Source organism: Flavobacterium sp. OHVDL-2026-0007, from assembly GCF_059882335.1.
Genome location: NZ_CM187612.1, coordinates 2,686,099 through 2,710,216, shown reverse-complemented (window position 1 = coordinate 2,710,216; position 24,118 = coordinate 2,686,099). Strand labels below are relative to the sequence as shown.

The 24,118-nt window shown below is 34.5% G+C and carries 27 protein-coding genes and 1 tRNA gene; 14 read left to right on the top strand and 14 right to left on the bottom strand.

Annotated elements, in window-relative coordinates; all coding sequences use genetic code 11:
• Window positions 1-153: 153 nt before the first annotated feature.
• The 5 genes from AC51AA_RS10825 to AC51AA_RS10805 form a co-directional block, all read right to left on the bottom strand.
• On the bottom strand, window positions 154-1,293 hold the full coding sequence (locus AC51AA_RS10825) for a lipoprotein N-acyltransferase Lnb domain-containing protein (protein ID WP_500702191.1): 1,140 nt from the start codon (window positions 1,291-1,293) through the stop codon (window positions 154-156).
• A 390-nt stretch (window positions 1,294-1,683) separates the two neighbouring features.
• A complete protein-coding gene (tnpA, locus tag AC51AA_RS10820; protein WP_500705630.1) occupies window positions 1,684-1,788 on the bottom strand; it encodes an IS66 family insertion sequence element accessory protein TnpA in 105 nt (34 codons plus the stop codon).
• Between the two features lie 124 nt (window positions 1,789-1,912).
• A complete protein-coding gene (locus tag AC51AA_RS10815; RefSeq protein WP_500702188.1) occupies window positions 1,913-2,713 on the bottom strand; it encodes a lipid II flippase family protein in 801 nt (266 codons plus the stop codon).
• A 47-nt stretch (window positions 2,714-2,760) separates the two neighbouring features.
• Window positions 2,761-3,834 carry a glycosyltransferase family 4 protein gene (locus AC51AA_RS10810; protein WP_500702184.1) on the bottom strand — a complete coding sequence of 358 codons (1,074 nt, stop codon included), beginning with the start codon at window positions 3,832-3,834 and terminating at the stop codon, window positions 2,761-2,763.
• On the bottom strand, window positions 3,835-4,614 hold the full coding sequence (locus AC51AA_RS10805; protein ID WP_500702181.1) for a hypothetical protein: 780 nt from the start codon (window positions 4,612-4,614) through the stop codon (window positions 3,835-3,837).
• A 600-nt stretch (window positions 4,615-5,214) separates the two neighbouring features.
• Between AC51AA_RS10805 and AC51AA_RS10800 the strand changes: the two genes are divergently transcribed.
• The 4 genes from AC51AA_RS10800 to AC51AA_RS10785 all read left to right on the top strand — a co-directional run bounded on the left by AC51AA_RS10800 (window position 5,215) and on the right by AC51AA_RS10785 (window position 8,782).
• Window positions 5,215-5,607, top strand: coding sequence for a plasmid mobilization protein (locus AC51AA_RS10800; protein WP_500702178.1), 393 nt, complete (start codon window positions 5,215-5,217; stop codon window positions 5,605-5,607).
• Window positions 5,592-6,866 carry a relaxase/mobilization nuclease domain-containing protein gene (locus AC51AA_RS10795; protein WP_500702175.1) on the top strand — a complete coding sequence of 425 codons (1,275 nt, stop codon included), beginning with the start codon at window positions 5,592-5,594 and terminating at the stop codon, window positions 6,864-6,866. The genes AC51AA_RS10800 and AC51AA_RS10795 overlap by 16 nt, the downstream gene beginning before the upstream one ends.
• Before the next feature lie 328 nt (window positions 6,867-7,194).
• Window positions 7,195-7,911, top strand: a complete 717-nt coding sequence (locus tag AC51AA_RS10790) for a CDP-alcohol phosphatidyltransferase family protein (RefSeq protein ID WP_500702173.1) — start codon at window positions 7,195-7,197, stop codon at window positions 7,909-7,911.
• Window positions 7,912-7,921: 10 nt separating this feature from the next.
• A complete protein-coding gene (locus AC51AA_RS10785; protein ID WP_500702171.1) occupies window positions 7,922-8,782 on the top strand; it encodes a glycoside hydrolase family 25 protein in 861 nt (286 codons plus the stop codon).
• A gap of 49 nt (window positions 8,783-8,831) precedes the next feature.
• Here the strand turns inward: AC51AA_RS10785 and AC51AA_RS10780 are convergent, their stop codons facing one another.
• From AC51AA_RS10780 to AC51AA_RS10760, 5 genes are all read right to left on the bottom strand, one after another.
• On the bottom strand, window positions 8,832-9,053 hold the full coding sequence (locus AC51AA_RS10780) for a DUF5808 domain-containing protein (RefSeq protein ID WP_500702169.1): 222 nt from the start codon (window positions 9,051-9,053) through the stop codon (window positions 8,832-8,834).
• A 75-nt stretch (window positions 9,054-9,128) separates the two neighbouring features.
• Window positions 9,129-9,869: an LPS export ABC transporter ATP-binding protein gene (lptB, locus tag AC51AA_RS10775; RefSeq protein WP_500702166.1), complete on the bottom strand. Its 741-nt coding sequence runs from the start codon at window positions 9,867-9,869 to the stop codon at window positions 9,129-9,131.
• A gap of 179 nt (window positions 9,870-10,048) precedes the next feature.
• On the bottom strand, window positions 10,049-10,399 hold the full coding sequence (locus tag AC51AA_RS10770) for a carboxymuconolactone decarboxylase family protein (protein WP_500702164.1): 351 nt from the start codon (window positions 10,397-10,399) through the stop codon (window positions 10,049-10,051).
• Window positions 10,392-11,207, bottom strand: coding sequence for a twin-arginine translocase subunit TatC (tatC, locus tag AC51AA_RS10765; protein ID WP_500702162.1), 816 nt, complete (start codon window positions 11,205-11,207; stop codon window positions 10,392-10,394). Before tatC ends, AC51AA_RS10770 begins: the two co-directional genes overlap by 8 nt.
• On the bottom strand, window positions 11,207-12,172 hold the full coding sequence (locus AC51AA_RS10760) for a KpsF/GutQ family sugar-phosphate isomerase (protein ID WP_500702160.1): 966 nt from the start codon (window positions 12,170-12,172) through the stop codon (window positions 11,207-11,209). Before AC51AA_RS10760 ends, tatC begins: the two co-directional genes overlap by 1 nt.
• An 86-nt stretch (window positions 12,173-12,258) precedes the next feature.
• Between AC51AA_RS10760 and recQ the strand changes: the two genes are divergently transcribed.
• A complete protein-coding gene (gene recQ / locus AC51AA_RS10755) occupies window positions 12,259-14,454 on the top strand; it encodes a DNA helicase RecQ (protein WP_500702158.1) in 2,196 nt (731 codons plus the stop codon).
• A gap of 111 nt (window positions 14,455-14,565) precedes the next feature.
• Here the strand turns inward: recQ and AC51AA_RS10750 are convergent, their stop codons facing one another.
• The gene (locus tag AC51AA_RS10750) at window positions 14,566-14,805 is read right to left on the bottom strand and encodes a hypothetical protein (protein WP_500702156.1); all 240 of its coding nucleotides are present in this window, start codon (window positions 14,803-14,805) and stop codon (window positions 14,566-14,568) included.
• Window positions 14,806-14,952: 147 nt separating this feature from the next.
• Between AC51AA_RS10750 and AC51AA_RS10745 the strand changes: the two genes are divergently transcribed.
• Window positions 14,953-16,512, top strand: a complete 1,560-nt coding sequence (locus tag AC51AA_RS10745; protein WP_500702153.1) for an NAD(P)/FAD-dependent oxidoreductase — start codon at window positions 14,953-14,955, stop codon at window positions 16,510-16,512.
• Between the two features lie 9 nt (window positions 16,513-16,521).
• Window positions 16,522-17,607, top strand: coding sequence for a DUF6630 family protein (locus tag AC51AA_RS10740; RefSeq protein ID WP_500702151.1), 1,086 nt, complete (start codon window positions 16,522-16,524; stop codon window positions 17,605-17,607).
• Window positions 17,608-17,649: 42 nt separating this feature from the next.
• Here the strand turns inward: AC51AA_RS10740 and AC51AA_RS10735 are convergent, their stop codons facing one another.
• The 3 genes from AC51AA_RS10735 to msrB are packed head-to-tail and all read right to left on the bottom strand — an operon-like array spanning window position 17,650 to window position 19,936.
• Window positions 17,650-18,690, bottom strand: a complete 1,041-nt coding sequence (locus AC51AA_RS10735; protein WP_500702149.1) for a quinone oxidoreductase family protein — start codon at window positions 18,688-18,690, stop codon at window positions 17,650-17,652.
• Window positions 18,691-18,747: 57 nt separating this feature from the next.
• Entirely contained in the window at window positions 18,748-19,365 is a 618-nt protein-coding gene (gene msrA, locus AC51AA_RS10730) for a peptide-methionine (S)-S-oxide reductase MsrA (protein WP_500702147.1), read from the bottom strand.
• A gap of 7 nt (window positions 19,366-19,372) precedes the next feature.
• Window positions 19,373-19,936, bottom strand: coding sequence for a peptide-methionine (R)-S-oxide reductase MsrB (gene msrB / locus AC51AA_RS10725; protein WP_500702145.1), 564 nt, complete (start codon window positions 19,934-19,936; stop codon window positions 19,373-19,375).
• Between the two features lie 290 nt (window positions 19,937-20,226).
• Between msrB and idi the strand changes: the two genes are divergently transcribed.
• The 7 genes from idi to AC51AA_RS10690 all read left to right on the top strand — a co-directional run bounded on the left by idi (window position 20,227) and on the right by AC51AA_RS10690 (window position 23,835).
• On the top strand, window positions 20,227-20,754 hold the full coding sequence (idi, locus tag AC51AA_RS10720) for an isopentenyl-diphosphate Delta-isomerase (RefSeq protein ID WP_500702143.1): 528 nt from the start codon (window positions 20,227-20,229) through the stop codon (window positions 20,752-20,754).
• Window positions 20,755-20,777: 23 nt separating this feature from the next.
• A complete protein-coding gene (locus tag AC51AA_RS10715; protein ID WP_500702141.1) occupies window positions 20,778-21,191 on the top strand; it encodes a 6-carboxytetrahydropterin synthase in 414 nt (137 codons plus the stop codon).
• Window positions 21,192-21,650, top strand: coding sequence for a peroxiredoxin (locus AC51AA_RS10710; RefSeq protein ID WP_500702139.1), 459 nt, complete (start codon window positions 21,192-21,194; stop codon window positions 21,648-21,650).
• 46 nt (window positions 21,651-21,696) lie between these two features.
• Window positions 21,697-22,665, top strand: a complete 969-nt coding sequence (locus AC51AA_RS10705; protein WP_500702137.1) for a type I phosphomannose isomerase catalytic subunit — start codon at window positions 21,697-21,699, stop codon at window positions 22,663-22,665.
• Between the two features lie 57 nt (window positions 22,666-22,722).
• Window positions 22,723-22,989, top strand: coding sequence for a hypothetical protein (locus AC51AA_RS10700; RefSeq protein WP_500702135.1), 267 nt, complete (start codon window positions 22,723-22,725; stop codon window positions 22,987-22,989).
• Window positions 22,990-23,056: 67 nt separating this feature from the next.
• A tRNA-Thr gene (locus AC51AA_RS10695) sits at window positions 23,057-23,130 on the top strand.
• 309 nt (window positions 23,131-23,439) lie between these two features.
• Window positions 23,440-23,835, top strand: coding sequence for a helix-turn-helix domain-containing protein (locus AC51AA_RS10690; RefSeq protein WP_500702133.1), 396 nt, complete (start codon window positions 23,440-23,442; stop codon window positions 23,833-23,835).
• Window positions 23,836-24,118 lie beyond the last annotated feature (283 nt).

The following is a 24,118-nucleotide window of genomic DNA, read 5'->3' as shown; positions in this document are numbered from 1 at the left end:
GCTTTGTATATTTATAATCAGATGGCTTTTTTTCGTTAGTCTATATCTCCTCTGTCTTGTACGTGCAGTGAAGAGCGGTGAATTAAAAAATCGAATATAAGGTGTTACTGCGTTTAAATAGATTGTTGCTGTGTTAGTTGATCAACAATAGCGTTAGATAATAATTGGGATTGGTTTTTTATTACGAATAGCCACTCGAACTAAAACAACGCCAGTTGTAAGGATCATTGGTAAGACAATAAGGAAATGCGCTTTGTTGATCATGAAGAGCGAATACACTACTAAAAACAGTAAATGTATTACGGCTAATCTATAGGTCCATACTTTGTTTTTTGCTAGAGATAAAAGAACTAGTATCAGTAATAGCGGACTGAATAAAAGTACATTGTAGTTCATGGCCAGTTCAAGGTGGGAAGAATAAAAACCTACAGTAACAAAAAAGATCCCCATTAAGGAAAGTATTAGTAGATATGTTTTGTCTATGGCTCGTTTACTTAATAAGATGATCAATAGCAGTAAGGCAATATACGTATAGCAATTGTTCCACCACGAGGTTGGTGTCTCTTTTTTAAAGTTTAGGAGTATTTTGCTTTTGGCCACTAAAGGCTTATTTTGAAAGCTAGTTTTCTCTACACTATTCTTTAATTCAAAAGGCAAGAATATTTTAGTAGCCAATTGATCGACCTTTGTTCCGAATATAATACTGGTACCTAACTGTTCGTAAAAATGCCCATTAAAATAAGGGAACAAAACGGCACGGTATGTTTGGTCTGTGTCTCCTTTTTTTACAATCACCTCTCCATTAAGACTTTTATTGATGATGTCAACGACCATCGAAGTACAGTTCTTGTCTATGAATTTATAGGTGTAATAACGATCTTCTGATAGTAAGGTATGGTTTAGGTTGTCAAAAAGTTTTTGTTTGACTTCCTGTGGAACAATTAATTCTTGTTCAAATACACTTCTTTTTTCATAAGAATAATCACTAATGAAATTAGTGTATGGGTGTGCAACTACAAAATACTGTAAATCTCCTTTTGCAAACTTCGCAACAAAATTAGGGGTTGTAAAATCAAAAGCGCCATAATTATATACTAGGTCAATACTGTTAGCAGGATCTGCAACCCGAATAGCGGTATGACCAAAATAGGAATAGGTCTCATTACCAAGACCGCAGGTGATGATGCTTACTTTGGCATCTTTGGATAAAGGAATACTCTGTGCAAAACCAATATGTAAACTTAGTAGTAATAGTAAATTAAAAAGTGTTTTTTTGAAATTGACATTTTTCATATTTAAAAATTTAAGAAGTTTAATGGTTTATGAATGCGGAGTTAAAGATACCTAAATCTACTTTGAAAGAGAAAATATTTGCTTATAAAGTAGTATTATGATGACTTAAATCTGTTTTTGACTACTCTATTTATGGTCTGCGTTGGGGAATTCAAATTGATGGTGAGTAAAGAAGATATTCGGATGAATCTGGGGATAAAGCAAGAAAGTATGAGAATTGCTCAGGCTAAACATTAATGCAGGTTTACTAAGTAGAGGATTTTTTTCAGATCGGTGTTCTGAACTTTCAGTATAACACCTGAGATAGACTATTTCATGCTATCTCTTCAGATCAATACTTGGATTGGTAAACTCAATAAATCTTCTAACTCAAATCCTCTTAGTTTTTACTTATGCACGCCAATAGCTAAAAGTGACTAATTTGATTCTGGCTTTATCATAAAATGTTTGTTGACTAATACCTATTTGTTTCCAAGCTTCTACTTGAGACAACAGATATTCTTTTTTGGCGATCTTATTATTCTTTTGGACAAAACCACTATCTTACATCAGCTTATGAAATATGTGCTAGCTTAGGTGGATACTTTTTTTTAGTAATCAAATTTTCGAGTCTTTATGTTTATAACATTTCAGCTAATTTCACAATTAACCAGCCCAAAGGAATAAAAACAAATTGTCCCAAAATAGTCCCAAAAACACGTGCAATTACAACAAAAGTTAGGTGTCTTCTAAAAAAAGATTCAGTTACAGAACCATCGATCACTCTATCGGTTAATGTAGCATGATATGGTTCAATGAATAACATCATACCTATCGAACCTAAACTAACTGCAACGCCACTCATTGACAATGATGTAGTTCTTAAATCTGGATTTAGATAGCCAGCATATAAGCATGACAATACACTTATAGTGATAAAAGAGTAGACCACTACATTTAGTAATACTAATTCTATGTATATATCTTTAAATTTATTTAATCGATCAAAATTAGATCTCTTTGGTATTGTACAACTATTTTTAAAATGAATAACTGTAGATAAACTAAAAGATTTTATTACTACAACAAAAACGGAGCGATTATTATATAATGCATTTACGCCTTTTTCCATAAATCTGTGAATTGTTGGAATAAATAAACCTCCCAAAACACTTCCGATTGTGGCAGAAAATATAATATATCTAAAGATTGAAAGATCTGGTGAACCTCCAAGATTGATATTATTTTCGATCGTTTTTGTTAATAAGGGAGCTTGTATTGTATTTGAAAATTGCGATACTATTATTATTATATTAAAAATAGAAGCAGAAGAAGCAATTCTTCTAGTCCTTGTTCCAACGATCTTGGCTGATAAACTAACAATGCCTATAAAATGAATTATCAAAGTAAGTATGCAAACTATTAAAATATTGACAGTCATATTATTTTTTGTAATTATTATTTTATATTATCAAAAGAAGTTTGGTATTACTTTTTAAAACAATATTTTAGAAGAGTATACAGTTTGGGACACCTTGATTTTAAACGAAATATAGTTAATATTACTATTGTAGACTTATATATAAATATGTGTTGCAAAAATGAAGAATTATATTTCCCTCTTATTTGGTTTTTAAAATCTATTATCACAGTTGAATATGTTTTTTCCAATTGAGAAACAGCTAAAAGAAAATCAGACTCTTTAATAATATATTCAGAAATTTTAATTGTATCGCAAGAATCATATTTATTAATCTCTGCAATGAGGTTATTTTTTGTCGGGACATTTGTCATAAGTTTCATGCCAAAATTAAAATCTCTAAAATGTTTCATATTAGAGCTCGTAACCATACCTCCTAATCCTCTATAATCACAAACAATTACAGATGCACCTGTTGCTATAGCTTCTATTGCAGCTTTCGCTTTTGCAAACACCAAATCATATTTATGAAGTATTTTTTCAGGCTGCAGGCAAATATTACCACTTGAATAACCTATTATTTCAACTTCAACTCCAAGCTCTTTACAAGCCTCTTTTATTTGAGGATAAATATTATTCTCATTCAAATAATTAGAGAAAACTAATGCTTTTTTTGGGTGTTTATTAATTTGTTCTTTCAAACGAAATCGATCTGTATTCACCCAATTATAAACAATTTCTACATCTTCTTCTTTAAAATTATTCTCTAAACAATATCGTTCTTTGCAATTATAATCAACAGCGACATACCTAAGAATGTTTTTATGGTGATATGGATGATCGAATTTAGATGTTCTATCATGAATAAAATAAACTACAGGAGTAAATTTAAAAAAACTTATTGCTTTAAGTGAAGTAATATTGTGATGTGCATGAATAACATCAGGGATTAGTTTTAATTTTTTTAAATTAGATGTAACGTTAATTCCTTTTTCAATCAACTCTTGTGATAAATCACCCATTCTCAATGTGAAAATTTCCACGAAGTTACCTCTGTTGATAAGCTCAATTGCTAATTCTTTTACATATGTTTCTGTCCCGGTGTACTCAGCAATGACAATGTTTGTAATTAATACATTCATTTATACTAAATTATTATTAACAGCCAGACACAATTCAGCAATAGGCTTAATGTGTTTTTCAAAAGTTATAACAGTCGAATATGAACCCTCTTTCACTCTTTTCTCTCCAAACTCCTCATAGTAAGGCTTTGAAGTATTCCAATTTGAAATTTGGTTAAGATCTGACACCTTTCCAAATGATTCCCACAAAAAGACTTCTTTCCCATATTTCTTAACAGCTGTTTCAACTTCATACTTTAACTCCGGATAATTCATTGCTGCTTCCATTTTTATATAAAAATCTTCGTCAGAAAGCTTCAAGGATAACCCTCCTGCATTATCATCATTTGAAATGTTATTTGGTGCGGAATCTAATACGAAATCATAATTTAAGATTGCTTTTGAACTATTATCAGAAGATATAGCAGAAAGAATTCCATTGATCAAATACCTGCAAATATCATGTGTTGGATTAAATCCTTCCAAAGCATCTCCTACAATTACGTCATAATTTTTTGTAATGATGATATCCTTAAGACTATTCATATAAAACGAGATTTTAGATAAATCTTGTTCTAAAACTATATTATAAAGTTCTTTATCTGTAAATACTTTTATAGAATCTTGAAATTTCGCACCTATCGAATCTAGTAATTTTATAGATTGATGAATTCTTGATGAATTACTTGAGCCAGAGCCATCAGTTAAAATAAATACATCTGGTTTGTATTTTCTTATATAGGTATATGCTCGGAGTTCATGCCCAGGATGACCAATTATTAATGCTGTCTTTGTTTTCATTTTCTTTTGCAAATTCTTAAATCAATGATTTAATTTTTAGTGCAAGATAATAATTATAGAATAATTTTAAGATTTTTAACAAAATACCAGAATAACTTCTTTTGTAAACGCCCGAGCACTTGATGGATTTTAAAAATGGTATCTTCTGGAGAGTATACTCCTTTTTTTTTAATAATTTTTTATCTGATATGGAGAAGTGTAGCTTTGTAAAACCTTCAAGCAGAGATCTTTTATTTGTAATTTTCTTATTTTTAAAGAAAAAACAATAATATAAATAGGGGCTAGTGCCTTATTTTTATTTGGGTTTCCAGACTTTGCATTTTACAATTGACCATCAAAATTCAATGAGGATTGTTTTTTGTGTGTTTTACTTCTAAATTAGCTCCTACTTTTTTTGAAGACCAATAGAGTATGAGATGTGACTTACTGATGATTAGTAAGAGAAATAAGTGATCTGACAACCGCTAATATTGCTACCTATAACCTCTAGAACTTGGTGATGGGACACTTAAAAAAGAAGGCTTTGAACTACTATAAATGCCTAATAAATTTTTTAATAGGAGTAAAAACAATTTGAATTAATGAGAAAAATGAAAGAGAATGAAAAGAGAAAATTCAAACAGAACACGCAGTATTCACCTGCGTCTGACAGAACAAGAATATGAGCAAATAGATAGGAGATGGGAGGCAAGTACATGTCGAAATCGAGGCGAGTACATTCGTAAACTAATATTCAATAAACCCATTGTTACCTTGTATCGCAATCAATCTTTGGATGATTTAATGGAAGAAAATATTGTTTTGTCAGGAGAGCTTAGTGCCATTGGAAAGAATATCCATCAAATTGCTAGGAAGATGGATTCACTGAATGACCTTCCGGAATTGAAGCAACAACTGTATTTGCTTGAAAAGGATAAAACAAAGTTTTTTGAAAAAATGGAGGAAATTAGCAGTCATACTCAAAAAATAGCAGAGCAATGGTTGCAATTATAAAAACTAGTAGTTTGATACAGGATGTCTTGAGTTACAACGAGAACAAAATTAAGGAGGGCGGTGCTGAATGTGTAAATGCAGTTAATTACCCTCTAGCGTTAGAGAAATTGAGCTTTGCTTCAAAGCTAAACCGTTTTTTGAACCTAGCCAAACTTAATGAGAATGCCAAACGGAATAGTGTTCATATTTCTTTGAATTTTCATTCGTCAGAAAATCACTCTAGAGAAAAGCTAAACGACATAGCCCAAACTTATATGGAAAAAATAGGTTTTGGTAAACAACCCTATTTGGTGTATCAGCACTACGATGCGGGGCATCCTCACTTGCATTTAGTGTCCATTACTATTCAACGGGATGGTACTCCGATTGCTTTGCATCTTTTAGCCCCTCGAAAATCAGAACCTGCACGAAAAGAAATAGAAGAGCAATTTGCATTGGTGAAAGCTCAAAGAGTAAAAAATAAAGAAGATTTATCTTTAGAACCCATGTCGGTAGGTAGAATCCAATACGGAAAAATGGGATCAAAAAAAGCCATCAATAATGTACTAAGTAAGGTAGTAAAGGAATATAAATTTTCAAGTCTTTCTGAACTCAATGCCGTACTAAAACAATATAATGTAGTAGCGGATCCAGGAAAAGAAGGGTCCAAAATTTTTCAAACCAAAGGCTTGCTCTATCATATTTTAGATAAAATGGGTAAACCAATTGGTGTTCCGATTAAAGCCAGTAGTTTTTATTTTAAACCCACTTTGAACTTTTTAGAGCAAAAATTTAAGGAGAATGAAATTCGAAGTCTATCAGATAAGTCACGAGTTAAAAACACCATTGACAGGACATTGTTTAAAAAGGGATTGTCAATTAAAGATTTCATAAAAGTGTTAAGCAAGGAGGGGATTAATGTTGTTTTGAGAACAAGTGCGAACGGTTTCATTAATGATATTGTCTATGTAGATTATAAAACAAAAAATGTATTTAGTGGTAGCAGTTTGGGTGAACAATACAGTGGTTTAGGTATTCAGGAACGATGTGGTTTGCTACTAAATGTAGCTAAAACAGCGTCACAAGCGTACAAATTAGATATCCACTCTAGTTCCGATTTAGAAACAACTAGAGACATTGGGAGGGAAATAGAACCAGTTCAGATCTATCCTCAAGGTGAATATATCATAAATCGAGTAAGGGAAGCCGAAGAATCTATTGGATACCGGCCTGATCAAGAAAAAAGTAAAAGGAAGAACCGATTAAAAAATGGTTTGTAATAGATAGTAGGACTCAATATTCGAATAAATACTATTCTGACTGGGGCCCCTTTACTATAGTAGATTTGATTTTTGAATGATGTGGCTTGTTTTGAGAAGACGATAAGTGAGTTTATTTTCGTACGCTAAATTGAGTCCTAAACGCTGCTATATACCGTGATTTGCCTTGCTCTTCTTAAAAGGTGCCATTTTATTGCGGCTCTTGATCACTATTGCGTAATACGACTGAAGTCAAAAATGAAATCAATAAAAAAACTCTTGCCTAAAGCTTATTTAGCTGCGGTTATTGTACTAAATTTGTTGCTTATCATTTTCAAATATACAAACGATGAATATTAAAAAGCACATTCCTAATTTGATCACATTAATCAATCTTTTCTGTGGTTGTATCGCTATTATTTTTGTTTCTAAAGCTAATTATGAAATGGCGTTTTATATGGTTTGCTTGGGGATCTTTTTTGATTTTTTTGATGGTTTTTTTGCTCGTTTGTTTAAGGTGTCTAGTCCTCTTGGACTGCAATTAGATTCTTTGGCAGATATGGTAACCAGTGGTGTAGTGCCGGGTTATGTGATGTACAGTATGTTTTTGAGTAGTGCTAACCCACAAGATGCATTTGGAACTGATTTTATGCCGTTTTTAGGCTTTATAGTTACTTTAGGGTCTTGTTATCGCTTGGCCAACTTTAATGTGGATACACGTCAAACAGATTCGTTTATTGGTTTGCCAACTCCAGCCAATGCACTTTTTATTTTAAGTTTGCCTTTGGTACTTAAATTCTCAGGTTCTTTTATGGTATTTGAAATTTTAAGTAATCAGTGGGTTTTATTGGCTATTAGTTTGTGTAGTGCTTATGTACTAAATGCTGAAATTCCTTTGTTTTCATTGAAAATCAAAAAAATCAATCTTAAGGATAATGCCTTGCAAATGGTGTTTTTACTGATTTCTTTTGTTTTGTTACTATTGGTTCAGTATATCGCTATTCCTTTGATCATCATTCTTTATGTGTTGTTATCGGTAGTGAATAATGTCTTTTTGAAAAAGTAGTTTGAATTGAATGAAAAGAAAAACAACGACTAGAAGAACGACTTATACACGTAAATCGAAACCGAAACAATCACTTTTTAGTAAAGTGGTTAGGTTTGTCACTTTTGCTTTTTTAGGATTGTTATTTATAGGGACTGTGTATCACTATCGTGATGGACTGGCTTATTATTTAGGTTTTAAATCCAATAAAGTTTTAGAGGAAGACGAGGTTGCTAAACACCTTTCTGATGTTCGTAATATTCAGGTATTAGAAAATCATAAAGGCAAGGTAGTTGGTATTGATGTGTCTGAATTTCAAGGAACGGTTCGTTGGGGTGAGGTAGAAGTTCTAGAAGAAAAGTATCCCGTACAGTTTGTTTTTATAAGGGCGACCGCTGGAAATAACAGAGTGGATCGTCAATTTATGCACAATTGGCTAGGAGCTAAAAAACACAAGATTATACGTGGTGCCTATCATTATTATCGCCCGAATGAAAACTCTATCGAACAAGCCGATCTGTTTATTAAAACGGTACGATTGCAAAAAGGGGATTTACCTCCTGTTTTAGATATCGAAAGATTACCTAAAAATCAATCTTTGGATAGTTTGAAGGTAGGCCTAAAACGTTGGCTAAGTAAAGTGGAAAGACATTATCAAGTGCGTCCGATCATTTATAGTGGTGAGCGTTACTACGATGATTTCCTGAAGGAAGAATTCAGTGAGTACCTCTTTTGGATTGCCAACTATAATTTTTATAGAGAAAAAATGGAAGACGATTGGCTTTTCTGGCAGTTCACCGAAAAAGCCTACTTATCAGGTATAAAAGGCCGTGTTGATGTGAATATTTACAATGGCGATTTACAGCAATTGCAGTTTATTACAGTAGATTAATAGTGAGAATTAGTGTTTTTGTTTAAACAGGGAATTCTGGTTTGTGAGCTTATTTTAGTTGCGTAAGGGTATACATGAAAAACAGAAAAGCAATGGTGATCATAGCCGCTAATTTATTGCCGAAATTGGGGGTGAAACCGACCCATTTCAATCGCTGAGGTACAAACATTCTTTGGTCAGCTTTGTTGAAATAGAATATCCCTAAATACCAGTTTTTGGGATCGTTATGCCAATTGTTGTAGTCTTGCTGAGTAGGTTTCTGTGGAATCATCTTATTTAGTGGCTAATTTCCATTTTTGCTCTTCATAAAGCAGTGAAAAAAGGATAACTGCAGCTGTAGGTTTTCTTAGAATTCAAGTTTCTTTTTACGCAGTTCGAAATTTTGTCCCAAATAAACACGACGCACCATTTCATCTTCTACCAATTCTTCAGGAATACCTGCTTTTAGGATCCCTCCTTCGAACATCAAGTATGTTTTATCGGTAATGGCTAATGTTTCTTGAACGTTGTGATCGGTAATCAAAATCCCGATATTTTTGTTTTTTAATTGTGCTACAATTCGTTGAATGTCTTCAACGGCAACAGGGTCAACTCCAGCAAAAGGTTCATCTAATAAAATGAATTTTGGGTCTGTTGCTAAGGCGCGTGCGATCTCTGTACGACGACGTTCTCCTCCTGATAATAAATCTCCACGGTTGGTACGAATGTGCTCTAAGGAGAATTCTTCGATCAAACTTTCCATCTTGGCGATTTGCTCTTCCTTTGAAAGTTTAGTTAACTGAAGTACGCTTAAGATGTTGTCTTCGATACTCAGTTTTCTAAATACAGAAGCTTCCTGCGCTAGATACCCAATTCCTTGTTGTGCACGTTTGTACATTGGGTAATCCGTAATGTTCAAATCATCCAAATAAATATTTCCAAAATTAGGCTTTACCAATCCTACAATCATGTAAAACGAAGTGGTTTTTCCAGCTCCATTCGGGCCTAAAAGACCTACAATTTCACCTTGATTTACTTCAACGGAAATTCCTTTTACAACGCTACGTCCTTTGTAGGTTTTGATTAAATTATCGGCTCTTAGCTTCATTTGTTTAATTGAATAATGTGAAAATTAGAAAATGAGATAGTTGAAAAACTAAATCATTTCAAATTATTGTATGGATTGACGGCACAAATTAAAAGTAAAATAATCAACCAGTTAAATGAATTAACAAATTATTGCGTTTTTCAATTTAACCTAATGGATTCTTTTTTACCCTTGTTGGCTTATTTTGCTTGTTCTTCTAATGCTTCCCAGAACTCGTAAGCTCTTCTTAAGTGAGGAACGACAATGGTACCACCAACTAAGGTAGCAATGCCCATAGCTTCCATCATTTCTTCTTTAGTAACGCCTTCTTTGTGACTGGTTTCCAGATGGTATTTTACACAATCATCACAACGCAACACTGCTGAAGCCACTAATCCAAGAAGCTCTTTTGTTTTTACATCTAGTGCACCAGCTGCGTAAGCATTGGTGTCAAGATTAAAAATTCGCTTTACAATTTTGTTGTTGTCAGCGAGTAATTTTTCGTTCATTTTAGAACGGTAATCATTGAATTCTTGAATGATATCAGACATTTTCTTTCAATTTATTTTTATACACTACTCTTGAAATCAAGATACTCACTTCATAGATAATCAACATAGGGATCGCTACAATAGTTTGGCTCACTACATCTGGAGGCGTTACAATTGCCGCTACAATCAAAATAATGATCACGGCGTATTTCCAGTATTTTCTTAAGAAGTCAGGAGTGACTAATCCTAATTTGGTCATGAAATAAATGACAATGGGTAGTTCAAAGAACAATCCGCTAGCTAGGATGCTGGTTTTGACCATACTCATATAAGATTCCAAAGTAAATTGATTTTTAACCACATCACTTACTGAGAAAGTGGCTAGGAAATTGACAGACATTGGAATTACGACAAAGTAACCAAATAGAACCCCTAGGAAGAAAAGTAAGGATGAAGTGAAAATAAAAAATTTCGCATTTTTCTTCTCTTTCTCGTATAAGGCAGGGCTAATGAATTTCCAGATCTCCCATAAAATATACGGGAAGCTTAAGATGAAACCAGCTAAAAGACACATCCAAACAAAAATGTTTACCTGGCCTTCCATTTGGGTATTTTGAATAATGAAATTCAGTTCGGTAATGCAAATGCTATCGGCAAACCCTAATTGGTGTGATAGTGAGCAAAACCATTGATAGGTGAAAAAAGTAGGTCTTGTTGGGCCTAAGATTACATCATCAAATAAGTAGTCGCTAATAAAATAAGTGATAAAAGCCATGATCATAATGGCCACTGTACTTCTAACTAATAACCATCTCAATTCTTCGAGATGATCTAAAAACGACATTTCGTTTAAATTTTTTTTTGCCATTATACGATTCCTTCTTTTAAAATGTCATGTAAATGTAAAACGCCTCTATACTCACCATGGTCAGAAACGATTAATTGTGTGATTGAAAAGTCTTCTAAAATATTCAAGGCATCTACAGCCATGGTTTCAGAAGAGACTAGTTTTGGGTTTTTAGTCATAATATCTCTTGCAGTCAAGTCGGCGATAGAATCTCTGTCGTTCAACATTCTTCTAATGTCACCATCGGTAATAATTCCGATAATTTTGCCTTCTTCGATAACAGCGGTTACGCCTAATCTTTTTTCAGAGATTTCAAAAATTGCTTTTTTAACTGAGGCCTCTGGAGTAACCATAGGTTTTAGCGAGTGTTCGATCATGTCTTTCACACGAAGCAATAGTTTTTTTCCTAAGGCTCCACCTGGATGATAAACGGCAAAGTCTTCTGGTTTGAAGTCGCGCATTTCCATTAGACAAACCGCTAATGCATCACCCATCACCAATTGAGCAGTGGTGCTATTAGTTGGTGCTAGATTAATTGGGCAGGCTTCCATTTCTACTGTAGTGTTCAAGACATAGTCTGAACCTTTGGCTAAAAAGGAAGTAATATTTCCTGTCATTCCAATTAAAATGTTTCCAAAACGTTTCAATAAGGGAACTAAAACTTTTATTTCAGGGCTATTTCCGCTTTTGGAAATGCAGATTATGATGTCTTCTTTTTGGACCATCCCTAAGTCACCATGAATGGCTTCTGAGGCATGTAGGAACATAGAAGGAGTCCCTGTTGAGTTAAAAGTAGCGACCATTTTCTGAGCAATGATGGCGCTTTTTCCGATCCCTGTAACGATCAGACGACCTTTAGTTTCGTATATGCGTTGGGTTGCTTGGTAGAAATTTTCATCAAGAAAATCAATTAACTTTGTAATTGCTTCACTCTCAGAGAGTATTGTTTTTTTGGCGATAGCCAATATATTTTCTTTTGTGATCAAATCAGAATATTTAAAATTTGTATGTATAAAAGAAAGTTGTATCTTTATGTGTTGCAAATTTATACAAAATACCATTAATATAAAGAATGAATTCAAACGAAATTGAAATACACAAGGAATTAAAGAAGTATTTCGGCTTTAGCCAATTTAAGGGCTTGCAGGAGCAAGTCATTACGAGTATCTTAGATAAGAAGAATACTTTCGTAATTATGCCTACCGGTGGTGGAAAGTCTCTTTGTTATCAGTTACCCGCTTTAATTCAAGATGGAACAGCGATAGTTGTTTCTCCTCTGATTGCTTTGATGAAAAATCAAGTTGATGCTATTAGGAGTCTTTCTTCAGAAAACGGAATTGCGCATGTGCTCAATTCGTCTCTTACCAAAACAGAAATTACGCAGGTTAAAAAAGATATTACTTCTGGTTTGACTAAATTACTGTATGTGGCTCCGGAATCACTAACCAAAGAAGAGTATGTCGCTTTTTTGCAAAGTGTTCCTATTTCGTTTGTGGCTATCGATGAAGCACATTGTATCTCAGAGTGGGGGCACGACTTTAGGCCCGAATACCGCAATCTGAAAAATATTATCAAACAATTAGGTAAGGTGCCTATTATTGGGCTTACGGCAACTGCAACTCCAAAAGTGCAGGAAGATATCTTAAAAAATCTTGAGATGCCCGATGCGAATACTTTCAAGGCATCTTTTAACAGGCCTAATTTATACTACGAAGTTCGTACGAAAACAAAAAATATAGAATCGGATATTATTCGATTTATCAAACAACACAAAGGCAAGTCAGGAATTATTTATTGCTTAAGCCGTAAAAAAGTAGAGGCTATTGCTGAGGTGTTACAAGTTAATGGGATTAGTGCTGTTCCGTATCACGCAGGATTGGATGCGAAGACCAGAGCCAAGCATCAGGATATGTTTTTGATGGAAGACGTAGATGTAGTGGTAGCGACTATTGCATTTGGAATGGGAATTGACAAGCCGGATGTTCGTTTTGTAATTCACCATGATATTCCAAAATCATTGGAAAGTTATTATCAAGAAACCGGACGCGCAGGACGTGACGGCGGTGAAGGACATTGTTTAGCTTACTACTCGTATAAAGATGTAGAGAAGTTAGAGAAATTCATGTCAGGCAAACCAGTGGCGGAACAAGAAATAGGTTTTGCTTTATTACAAGAAGTAGTGGCTTACGCTGAAACTTCCATGTCTAGAAGAAAGTTTTTACTTCATTATTTTGGTGAAGAGTTCGATGGCGAGACTGGAGAAGGGGCCGATATGGATGATAACGTCCGTAATCCGAAAAAGAAAGTCGAAGCCAAAGAGCAAGTAGTAAAATTATTGGAAATCGTTCGCGATACCAAACATATTTATAAGTCAAAAGAAATTGTGTTTACTTTAATTGGACGCGTCAATGCGGTGATTAAAGCACACAAAACCGATACACAAGCTTATTTTGGATCAGGTGCTGATCATGATGAGAAATATTGGATGGCTTTACTGAGACAAGTTTTAGTAGCAGGTTATCTGTCTAAAGATATTGAAACCTATGGGGTGGTGAAAATCACTAAAGAAGGTTTGAATTTTATTAAAAAGCCAGTTTCGTTTCTGATGTCTGAAGATCATGAATACAACGAATCTGAAGATGAAGCTATCGTTACCGCGTCTAAAACATCTGGAACTGCAGATGAAGTACTAATGGGGATGTTGCGTGAACTACGTAAAAAAGTAGCTAAAAAACTTGGAGTACCTCCTTTTGTGGTTTTTCAAGATCCTTCGCTAGAAGACATGGCCTTGAAGTATCCGATAACCTTAACGGAATTATACAACATTCATGGTGTGGGTGAAGGAAAGGCTAAAAAATACGGTAATGATTTTGTAGCCTTGATTAGTCGTTATGTGGAAGAGAATGATATCATTCGTCCTGACGATTTAGTGGTAAAATCTACTGGAGTAAACTCCGTTAATAAACTATACATTATTCAAAATATCGATCGAAAATTGCCTCTAAGCGATATCGCCTCTGCAAAAGGGCTTTCGATGGATGCGTTGATTAAAGAAATGGAACAGATTGTTTACGCTGGAACCAAGTTGAATATTAAGTATTGGGTGGACGATATGCTTGATGAAGATCAGCAAGAAGAAATTCATGATTATTTCATGGAGTCGGAATCAGATAAAATAGAAGATGCTTTAAAAGAGTTTGATGGTGATTACGATATTGATGAATTGCGCTTAATGCGAATCAAATTTATCAGTGAAGTAGCCAACTAATTCAGTAATACATAAAAGAAATTCCAAATTCCAAAAACTAGTAATAGTTGGGAATTTGGAATTTTTTGTTTTCAATAGCGTCGCTAGCTTCGAATCTACAATATCGAAGTTTTACTCGGTATAGAGCTCTCCTCGGTGTGGCTTTAACGCATCGCGTACCTGGATCATGTTTTCATCCGTGACTACCATATAGGCAATAGCATACATATCGTTGAGTACGGTAAATCCAGTGATATTTATAGGTAGCTTTTCGATCGCAATAAATTCCTTTAAATGAATTTCATGGTGTTGGGCTGTTTTCTCTGAAGCAGGACCACGAAAATCCCAAATTAGTTTTATTTTTCTAGACATTTTGATAGGTGCAAAGTTTGAAGAAGACAAAGGTACAAAGTCTATTTTGAAAATGGATTTTATATTAGACAACTAATTTCAGTTCAAAGTAGTATTTTTGCATGTTCTTTTCATAAATAGAAAAGCTAATAGAATAAAAAAGATACGATGCCAAGAGAACTTTTGCTTCAAGTAACGCCGGAAATAGCTGCAAACGAATTGCTGCTAAAAGACTATTTGTCTAAACACATCAAAGTTTCTCCAAAAGAAATACAACATATTACTGTTTTAAAACGATCCATTGATGCTCGACAAAAAGCGATCAAATTCAATTTGAAAGTATTGATTTATATGCAGGGCGAAGCCTTTGTTGAAACAAAAATTACCCTACCTATATATAAAGATGTTTCTTCGGCTCAAGAAGTAATTGTAGTAGGAGCGGGTCCAGCTGGACTTTTTGCTGCTTTGCAATTAATTGAGTTGGGGTTAAAACCGATTGTTCTCGAACGAGGAAAAGATGTTCGTGGACGTAGACGTGACTTAAAAGCAATTAATGTGGATCATGTAGTCAACGAAGATTCTAACTATTGTTTTGGAGAAGGTGGAGCAGGTACCTATTCTGATGGAAAGTTATATACCCGTTCTAAAAAACGTGGCGATGTTACCCGAATATTAGAACTATTAGTAGCTTTTGGAGCTTCTGAAGATATTTTGGTAGAAGCACATCCTCATATCGGAACTAATAAATTGCCTAAGATCATCGAAGATATTAGAAATAAAATCATCGAATTCGGAGGTCAAGTTTTGTTTGATACGAGAGTGACCGATATAGTCGTTAAAAATAATGAAGTGCACGGAGTGGTGACTCAAAACGGAGATACCATTGAAGCGAATAAATTAATATTGGCTACAGGACACTCTGCTCGTGATATTTTTGAGTTATTAGATAAAAAGAAGATTTTTATCGAAGCCAAGCCTTTTGCTTTGGGGGTAAGAGCAGAACATCCTCAATCATTAATTGATAGTATTCAGTACAGCTGTGATTATCGTGGAGAGCATTTACCGCCTGCGCCTTATTCTATAGTGAAACAAGTGAACGGTCGTGGGATGTATTCTTTTTGTATGTGTCCAGGTGGTGTAATTGCACCTTGTGCCACTAGCCCTGGTGAAGTGGTAACCAATGGATGGTCTCCTTCTAAAAGGGATCAGGCAACTGCGAATTCAGGGATTGTTATTGAGTTGAAACTAGAAGACTTCAAACCCTTTGCTCAATTTGGTGCTTTGGCAGGAATGGAGTTTCAAAAAAGTATCGAACAAAAAGCATGGCATTTAGCAGGAGAGACTCAAAGAGTACCTGCACAACGAATGATCGATTTTACACAAAATAAAGTGTCTTCGGATATTCCGAAAACATCCTATGTTCCAGGAACAACTTCTGTAGAAATGGGACAGGTTTTTCCAGGTTTTCTATCGCAAATATTGCGTGAGGGATTTACGGAATTTGGTAAATCCATGCGTGGCTATTTAACTAATGAGGCGATACTTCATGCGCCAGAAAGCAGAACGTCTTCACCAGTTCGAATTCCAAGAAATACCGACACCTATGAGCATTTGCAAATAAAAGGCCTCTATCCATGTGGAGAAGGAGCAGGTTATGCTGGAGGAATTATATCTGCTGCCATTGATGGTGAAAAATGTGCTTTAATGATTGCTGAGGCTTTGAAATAACCGTGTTTAATGAAAAAGTTCATCTCTAGATTCTTTAGTTGGAATAAAGAATCAAAATCCATTATTTCTTTTGAGGTGTTGGATTCCATTTATGCTTATTTATTTACGGAATCAAAACAGCTGAGTTTTAAAATGAAAGGAATTCGCGAGAGTGTTTCTGTAACCTTGTATTCTTTTCCTGGTTCTTTTGATCATGAGGGAGGAAGGAAAGAAATAGAGAATTCAGGATTTAAAAATCCTTATGAAGTTCTCAATGAATTGTATAAAAAGCTCGCGATTGATGGGCTTTCTGATGAAGAGATGAGTGAGGAATTGTCGTATGATTATATTCATATTCAATTTTATTCAGACTTAACACCTGATGTGCAAAAAGACCAGAAAGCTATTTTGCAAAATTTTATTATTTTCTTTTGTTGTACCCATAGCTCGGAGGCTAATGATTTTAAAATACTATATACCAATAGTTATTTTCCTAATTATATAAAAGGCCTTTTAGAGTCGGTAGCTATTGATGTGAAAACGCCAAAGAATGAAGGGGAACAAATTGGAGTGAGGGATTTTGAAATGGTTTTACAAGGTATATGTGAATATTTGGAAATAGAAATACCGGCAAAAGTTATACGTCCTTCTTCTCATAGTCTATTGCCTGATGCAGTTTCTTTAATGCATTTCCAAGAATTTGTGGAGTTGCTGTCAAGAGGGAGTTTGAATAAGGAATCATTGGAAGAGCAAGCTAGGATACTTTTTGACAAGGTGGTAGATGAAGATGAGGAAGATGAGGATTACGATGTTGAATTTGATTTTTTTGAGCGTATCAATTCCTGGAACAGTGATTGGAAATTTGATCCCGAAGATGTGGAATATTTTTTATCTGAAATGATGGGAGATGAGTTCAGTTTTGATTATCCTGAAGAGACCTATAGTCATAATTTGTTTCCCTACATTCAAGAGGCATTGGCTAAACAAGATTTAGAAATGATGAGTTACGATACCAAGGGGGATAATTATTTGTTTTTTCTTGCCAATAAAAAGGACGTAAACAGAATTTTGGAATTGGCTGAGATTACGGAAATCGGAATTGATCGGTTAAATTGATATCCGTAAAACAGGTTCCAAATGATTTTGTTTAATGCTGGATTAAGGAATCAAAATTATTTTACCCGTACTTTTTCGGCTTTCTAGATAATCATGAGCCAGTTTTCCTTCGGATAATTTGAAGATACTGGGTGATGAAAGCCTAATTTTTCCTTCCATAATCCAAGTGAATAATTGATTGGCTCTTTTGATTCTTTCTTCTTTTGAGTTTAGATAACTCCATAAATCACCGCCAGTTAAAGTTTTTGAGGTATCCATGAGCATTCTCGGATTGATGAAATCGGGATCACCACCAGCCATTCCGAAAAAAACGACTTGACCACATTCTTTGGTTACTTCAAAACTGTCCATTAAGGTGCTTCCAACACTGTCGTATACGACATCGACTCCATTAGGGATGGTTTTCAAAACATCCGATTTCCAATCTTCTTCGTATAAAAAGACATGATCTGCACCTTGATCGATAGCTGCTTTTGCTTTTTCAGAGGATGAGGTTAATCCAATTATAGTAGCGCCCAGTAATTTGCTAATTTGTGTTAGGAGTTGACCGACTCCACCAGCAACAGCATGAATCAATACCGTTTCTCCTTTTTTAGTTTTATGACTGTCGGTAGCTAAATAATGCGCCGTTAATCCTTGGAGCAATATAGCGGCTGCGGTTTCAAAAGAAATACCTTCGGGAAGAGGGAGCACGTGATTTACATTAACAGCGACCAGTTCTGCATTAGCAAAGGGAACATCTGCGAAAGCTACACGATCTCCAACTTTAAACTCAGCGTGATTATTGGCTTCAATAACAATTCCGGCACCTTCGTAACCAGCAATAAAAGGCGGGTTTCCTTTGAGGTGGTAGTTTCCTTTTCGTCGGTAAACATCTGCGAAATTCAATCCAATGGCTTTCATTTCTACCAGAATTTCATCCTGTTTTAATAATGGATTTGGAATTTCTAAGTATTCTAAAACAGAGGAGTCTCCGAAAGATGAGAAGGTGAGTGCTTTCATTTGAATTGTTTTGATCATACAAAGTACGGTAAAATTCGTTTTAATGGTAAAGAAAAATTCGGCCAAAAAAAAGCCGTTCATTTTTAAATGAACGGCAACTGCGTATTAACCTTATTATTATGAAATTATTGCGAACTTTTATTTCTTTTTAAGTTTGTCTTTGAAGACTTTTTCGAACTTTTCTATTTTGGGCTGAATAACCATTTTGCAATAGGGTTGGTTTTTGTTGTTTGCATAATAGTTCTGGTGATCATCTTCGGCTTTATAGAAGACTTTAAACGGTTCTACTTTTGTAACAATTGGGCTATTGTAGACTTTTGCTTTGTTTAATTCGGCAATAATGCTTTGGGCTGCTTTTTTCTGCTCTTCATTTCTATAAAATATGATGGAACGATATTGAGTTCCGACATCAGCTCCTTGTCTGTTATAGGTGGTTGGATCGTGCACAGTAAAGAAAATTTTGAAGATTTCGTTGATGTTGGTTACGTTTTTGTCAAAAGTAATTTGAACTACTTCGGCATGACCGGTACTTCCAGTGCAAACTTGTTCGTAAGTTGGGTCGGTTACATGTCCTCCAGAGAAACCTGATACTACAGCTTGTACTCCGTCTAGGTTTTGGTAAACGGCCTCCACGCACCAGTAACAACCTCCACCTAAGGTAATGGTTTCTAAATTTTTGCTACTCTTTGTTTTGTTGCTTTGTGCAAAGCCGCTAAGGGATAGTGCAGCAAAGAAAATTAAGATTGTATTTTTCATAGTTGTTTTATTTTTTATCGGGAACAAAGTCTAGTGCGATTGAATTCATACAGTAACGTTTGCCAGTGGGTGGTGGGCCATCATCAAATAAATGGCCTAAGTGACCACCACATCTACCGCAGAGGGCTTCGATTCTTTCCATTCCAAGGGAGTCATCGTTTTTATACACCACGCTTTTTTTGTTGTCTTGCTCAAAAAAGCTTGGCCAGCCGCAACTGCTCGAAAATTTAGCTCCAGATCTAAAAAGTTTGTTGCCACAAGAGGCGCAATAGTAGGTGCCTTTTTGGTCAGTGTTCCAGTATTTTCCAGTAAAAGGTCTTTCCGTGTCTGCATTACGCATTACATCATAGACATCCTCAGGGAGTACTTTTTTCCACTGGGCATTACTGATATTGAGTTTGGTGGTATCTGTATTAGAGTAATAAGGATTACCAGATTTGTCTATTTTGTTTTCCATGACCAATGTTTTAGTGTCCTGATATTGCTTGTTTTGTCCGCAAGCTTGTAAAATAAAAAGAGGGAGTAAGAAGCAAAGGGTGTAAAGTTGGTTTATAGTTTTTGAATTTTTCATGGTGCCCTAATTTGGTCTATCAAAGATACAACTAGAGTTTGTTTTGATCTGTTGTATGATTTAGAATTGGTGAATTTTTAAGTATGTTTTAACGTTTCTTAATGTACGTAAAATAAGAGCATATAGTTTTTAAGATCTTATTTGTAAAGGTTTTTTGCTTGTTTTGTAGGTTTTAGTTTGTTGTAAATCAAATTTTTATAAAATAAGTAGCTCGTTAAACTTTTCACAATGTCCTCTAGGATTTTCAAGCCATTTCTTTTTTCGTATTTTTGTTTAGTACAATATGCCCTATGATAGAAGAAAACGTAATATTAGTTAATCAAAATGATGAGCAAATTGGTCTTATGCCAAAGTTAGAAGCTCACGAAAAAGCTGTTTTGCACCGCGCTTTTTCAGTTTTTATTTTAAATAGTAAAAATGAAATCATGTTGCAGCAGCGTGCCCATCAAAAATATCACTCCCCTTTACTTTGGACAAATACTTGTTGTAGTCATCAGCGCGATGGTGAAACCAATATTGAGGCAGGTAGTCGAAGACTATTTGAGGAGATGGGGTTTAAAACGGAGTTAAAGGAGTTGTTCCATTTTATATACAAGGCGCCTTTTGACAATGGTCTTACAGAACACGAGCTCGATCATGTTATGATTGGGTACTATAATGAAGAGCCAGCTATCAATAGAGAAGAAGTGGAAGATTGGAAATGGATGAAAATTGAAGATGTAAAAACAGATATTGAAAAGCGACCAGAGATTTATACCGTTTGGTTCAAGATAATTTTTGATGAATTCGATCATTATTTAGAGGATCATAAGATTTAAACCCAAATTAACCGATAGCCCAAATGAAAGTTACCATATCAAGAAAAGCACATTTTAATGCTGCACATCGATTGTACAGAAAAGATTGGACATTTGAAAAAAACGACGCTGTTTTTGGAAAATGTAATAATCCTAATTTTCATGGTCATAATTATGGTTTAACCGTTAGTGTTACAGGAAAAATTGACCCAGAAACTGGTTTTGTTTTAGATGTGAAAGTGTTGGCGGATATTATATACGAAGAAGTAGAAATACCGTTTGATCACAAAAATCTGAATCTGGATGTGCCAGAATTTCAAGATTTAAATCCAACAGCTGAGAATATTGCTGTTGTGATATGGAATAAGATTAGAAAAAGAATTCAACCCGAATTTGATTTAGAAATCGTGTTGAATGAAACGGATCGCAATTTTGTAACTTATAAAGGAGAACAATAAATGGCATTGAAAATAGGAGATATAGTTCCGAATTTTACAGCGAAGGATAACCAGGGCGAAGTTTTTGAAAGTCAAAGCGTTCTAGGGCGAAAGCCTCTGGTGGTTTATTTCTACCCGAAAGACGATACGCCGGGTTGTACGACTGAAGCTTGTAGTTTTAGGGATCAATATGAAGATTTTAAAGACTTAGGTGCTGAGGTTATTGGTATAAGTAGTGATAGCGTGAAATCTCACCATAAATTTGCGGACAAATATCAACTGCCTTTTATTCTGTTATCGGATAAGGATAAAAAAATAAGACATCTTTTTGGTGTTAAAGATAACCTGTTTGGTCTTTTGCCAGGAAGGGTTACTTATGTCATCGATAGAAATGGGGTGGTCATTTTGATTTTTGATAGTATGAATGCCGCGAAACACATCCCCAAGGCATTAGATACCATCAAAGAATTAGTATTGTAGAAAAGAGAATAATTAGTAGCATTTAAAGATAATAATCCGAAGAAATATGAGTACAAAAGTATATCCTTTACAATTTGAGCCAATCTTAAAAGAAAGAATCTGGGGAGGAGAAAAACTGAAAACAGTTCTGAATAAGCCTATTGTTTCTAAAATAACGGGAGAAAGTTGGGAATTGTCAACTGTAGAAGGAGATGTTAGTATCGTTGCAAATGGTTATTTGAAAGGGAAATCATTGATGGATCTTATCGATGAAATGCCAAATGAAATTTTAGGGACTCAAGTTTATAAGCGTTTTGGAAACCAATTTCCTTTGCTTTTTAAATATTTAGATGCTCGTGAGGATCTTTCAATTCAAGTACACCCTAATGATAAATTGGCTAAAGAACGTCATAATTCATTTGGTAAAACTGAAATGTGGTACGTGATGCAAGCCGATGCTGATGCTAGAATTATTGTTGGTTTTAAAGAGGATTCAAGTAAAGAAGAGTATTTGAAGCATTTAAACGATAAGACTTTGGTGTCTATTTTGGATGACGTAAAGGCAAAAGCAGGAGATGTTTTCTTTTTAGAAACGGGAACGGTACATGCTATTGGAGCAGGACTAGTGGTAGCTGAAATTCAGCAAACATCTGATATTACTTACCGTTTGTATGACTTTGATCGTAAAGATGCGCAAGGTAATACTAGAGAGCTTCATGTAGATCTAGCTCTTGATGCGATCAATTATAATAAGGTGCAAACACATAAGAAATACGATTCTAAGGTAGATACATCGAATGTTGTTGTGGATTGTCCATATTTCACGACTAATTTTATTCCGTTAGAAAATAAAATAAAGGTGGATAAAATGGGTGAATCATTCACAGTTTATATGTGTATTGAAGGAAGCTTCGAAATTGAGTGCGATGGTTTTAAGCAAGAATACAAGAAAGGTGATACAGTCTTAATTCCAGCTGCGGTAAATGCATTTGTTTTGGATGGAAAAGCTTCAATTTTAGAAATTTACATTTCATAGCACGAAATAAAAAGATTATATGTACTTTTGCAGACGCAAATTAAAATAAAAAATAAAATGGCAAACGTTAAGAATTTAAAGAAAGACATAAACTTTGTATTAGGAGATATCATTGAAGCAATTTACTTGTTCGAAATGTCAACTACAGGAAATCCTACTCCAGAGACTAATGCTTTGATCGATGAGGCTATTGCTGCATTTGACACTTTGATTACAAAAGTGAACGCTAAGAACGTTGAAAACAAAAAAGCACACTTCAAACAAATAAATATTGACTTAGAAGAAACTGCTAATCAATTGATTACTAAAATCAACGAATTGTAGTAAAAAAAAGTGCAAATTTATTTTGGAAAAACGAAAATCCAACTTATATTTGCACCCGTAATGAGTCGCCAGCGTAGCTCAGTTGGCTAGAGCAGCTGATTTGTAATCAGCAGGTCGTGGGTTCGAGTCCCTCCGCCGGCTCAGCATAAAAACATCACTTTTTAAGTGGTGTTTTTTTTTGCTCAAAAATGAAAAATTAGCTGTCGCGAAAGTTGTGAATTTTGTTTGTACAGAATGCACTAATCCAGTTCTGTTATCGAGATGCCTTTTGTATATTTTACTTTATGGAATTGTTGCATATGTAAAAAAATTGTAATTTTGATAAACGTAGATAGAAGTTAGCAATGGATTTTTATTATCCTTTACAAGTCAAAATGGTATCTTACCAAAGTAAGCTTGTACTTTACTAAAGAAGAAATTTTTCAATAATAAATAAATACCTTTGAACTTATGGAGACAGTAACAAAACCAAAGCATATCGGTAGGAATATAAGCCGAATAAGAGAACTTAAAGGAATGAAACAAGAAGCCCTTGCTGTTGCTATTGGGCTGAGTCAACAATCTGTTTCTAATATTGAAGCAAGTGAAATTGTTGATGATGAGAAATTGAATACTATAGCTGAAGCTTTAGGTGTGTCTGCTGAGGCTATTAAAAACTATAGTGATGAGGTGGTTCTAAATAATATTCAAAACAATTACGAAGGATCAGTTATTCATGGTGGGCCTACGGTAAATCATAATTGTACATTTAATCCGCTTGATAAAGTGGTTGAACTCTATGAGCGATTAGTGCAAGCAGAAAAAGATAAGGTTGAATATTTGGAAAAATTATTAAAAGGAAAGTAAAGATTTAAAAGATATATTAATTCCAACAAAGAGGCTCTCGTGAGCCTCTTTGTTGTTTTAGTTTGTGTCTCAGTTCATCGATTCGATGATTTTGTAGCTTGAATCTTTTAAAAATGCCAAGGACTTTCGTGTTTTAGAAGTGGGAATATGAGAGATTATTAAATAATGGGCGTCTAGTTTTTTGCGTAAATACTTGTGTTTTAGTATTGAATAAATTTATTGAAATTTTAGTTGTAATTTATTTTGGAAAAACGAAAAACCGACTTATATTTGCACCCGTAAT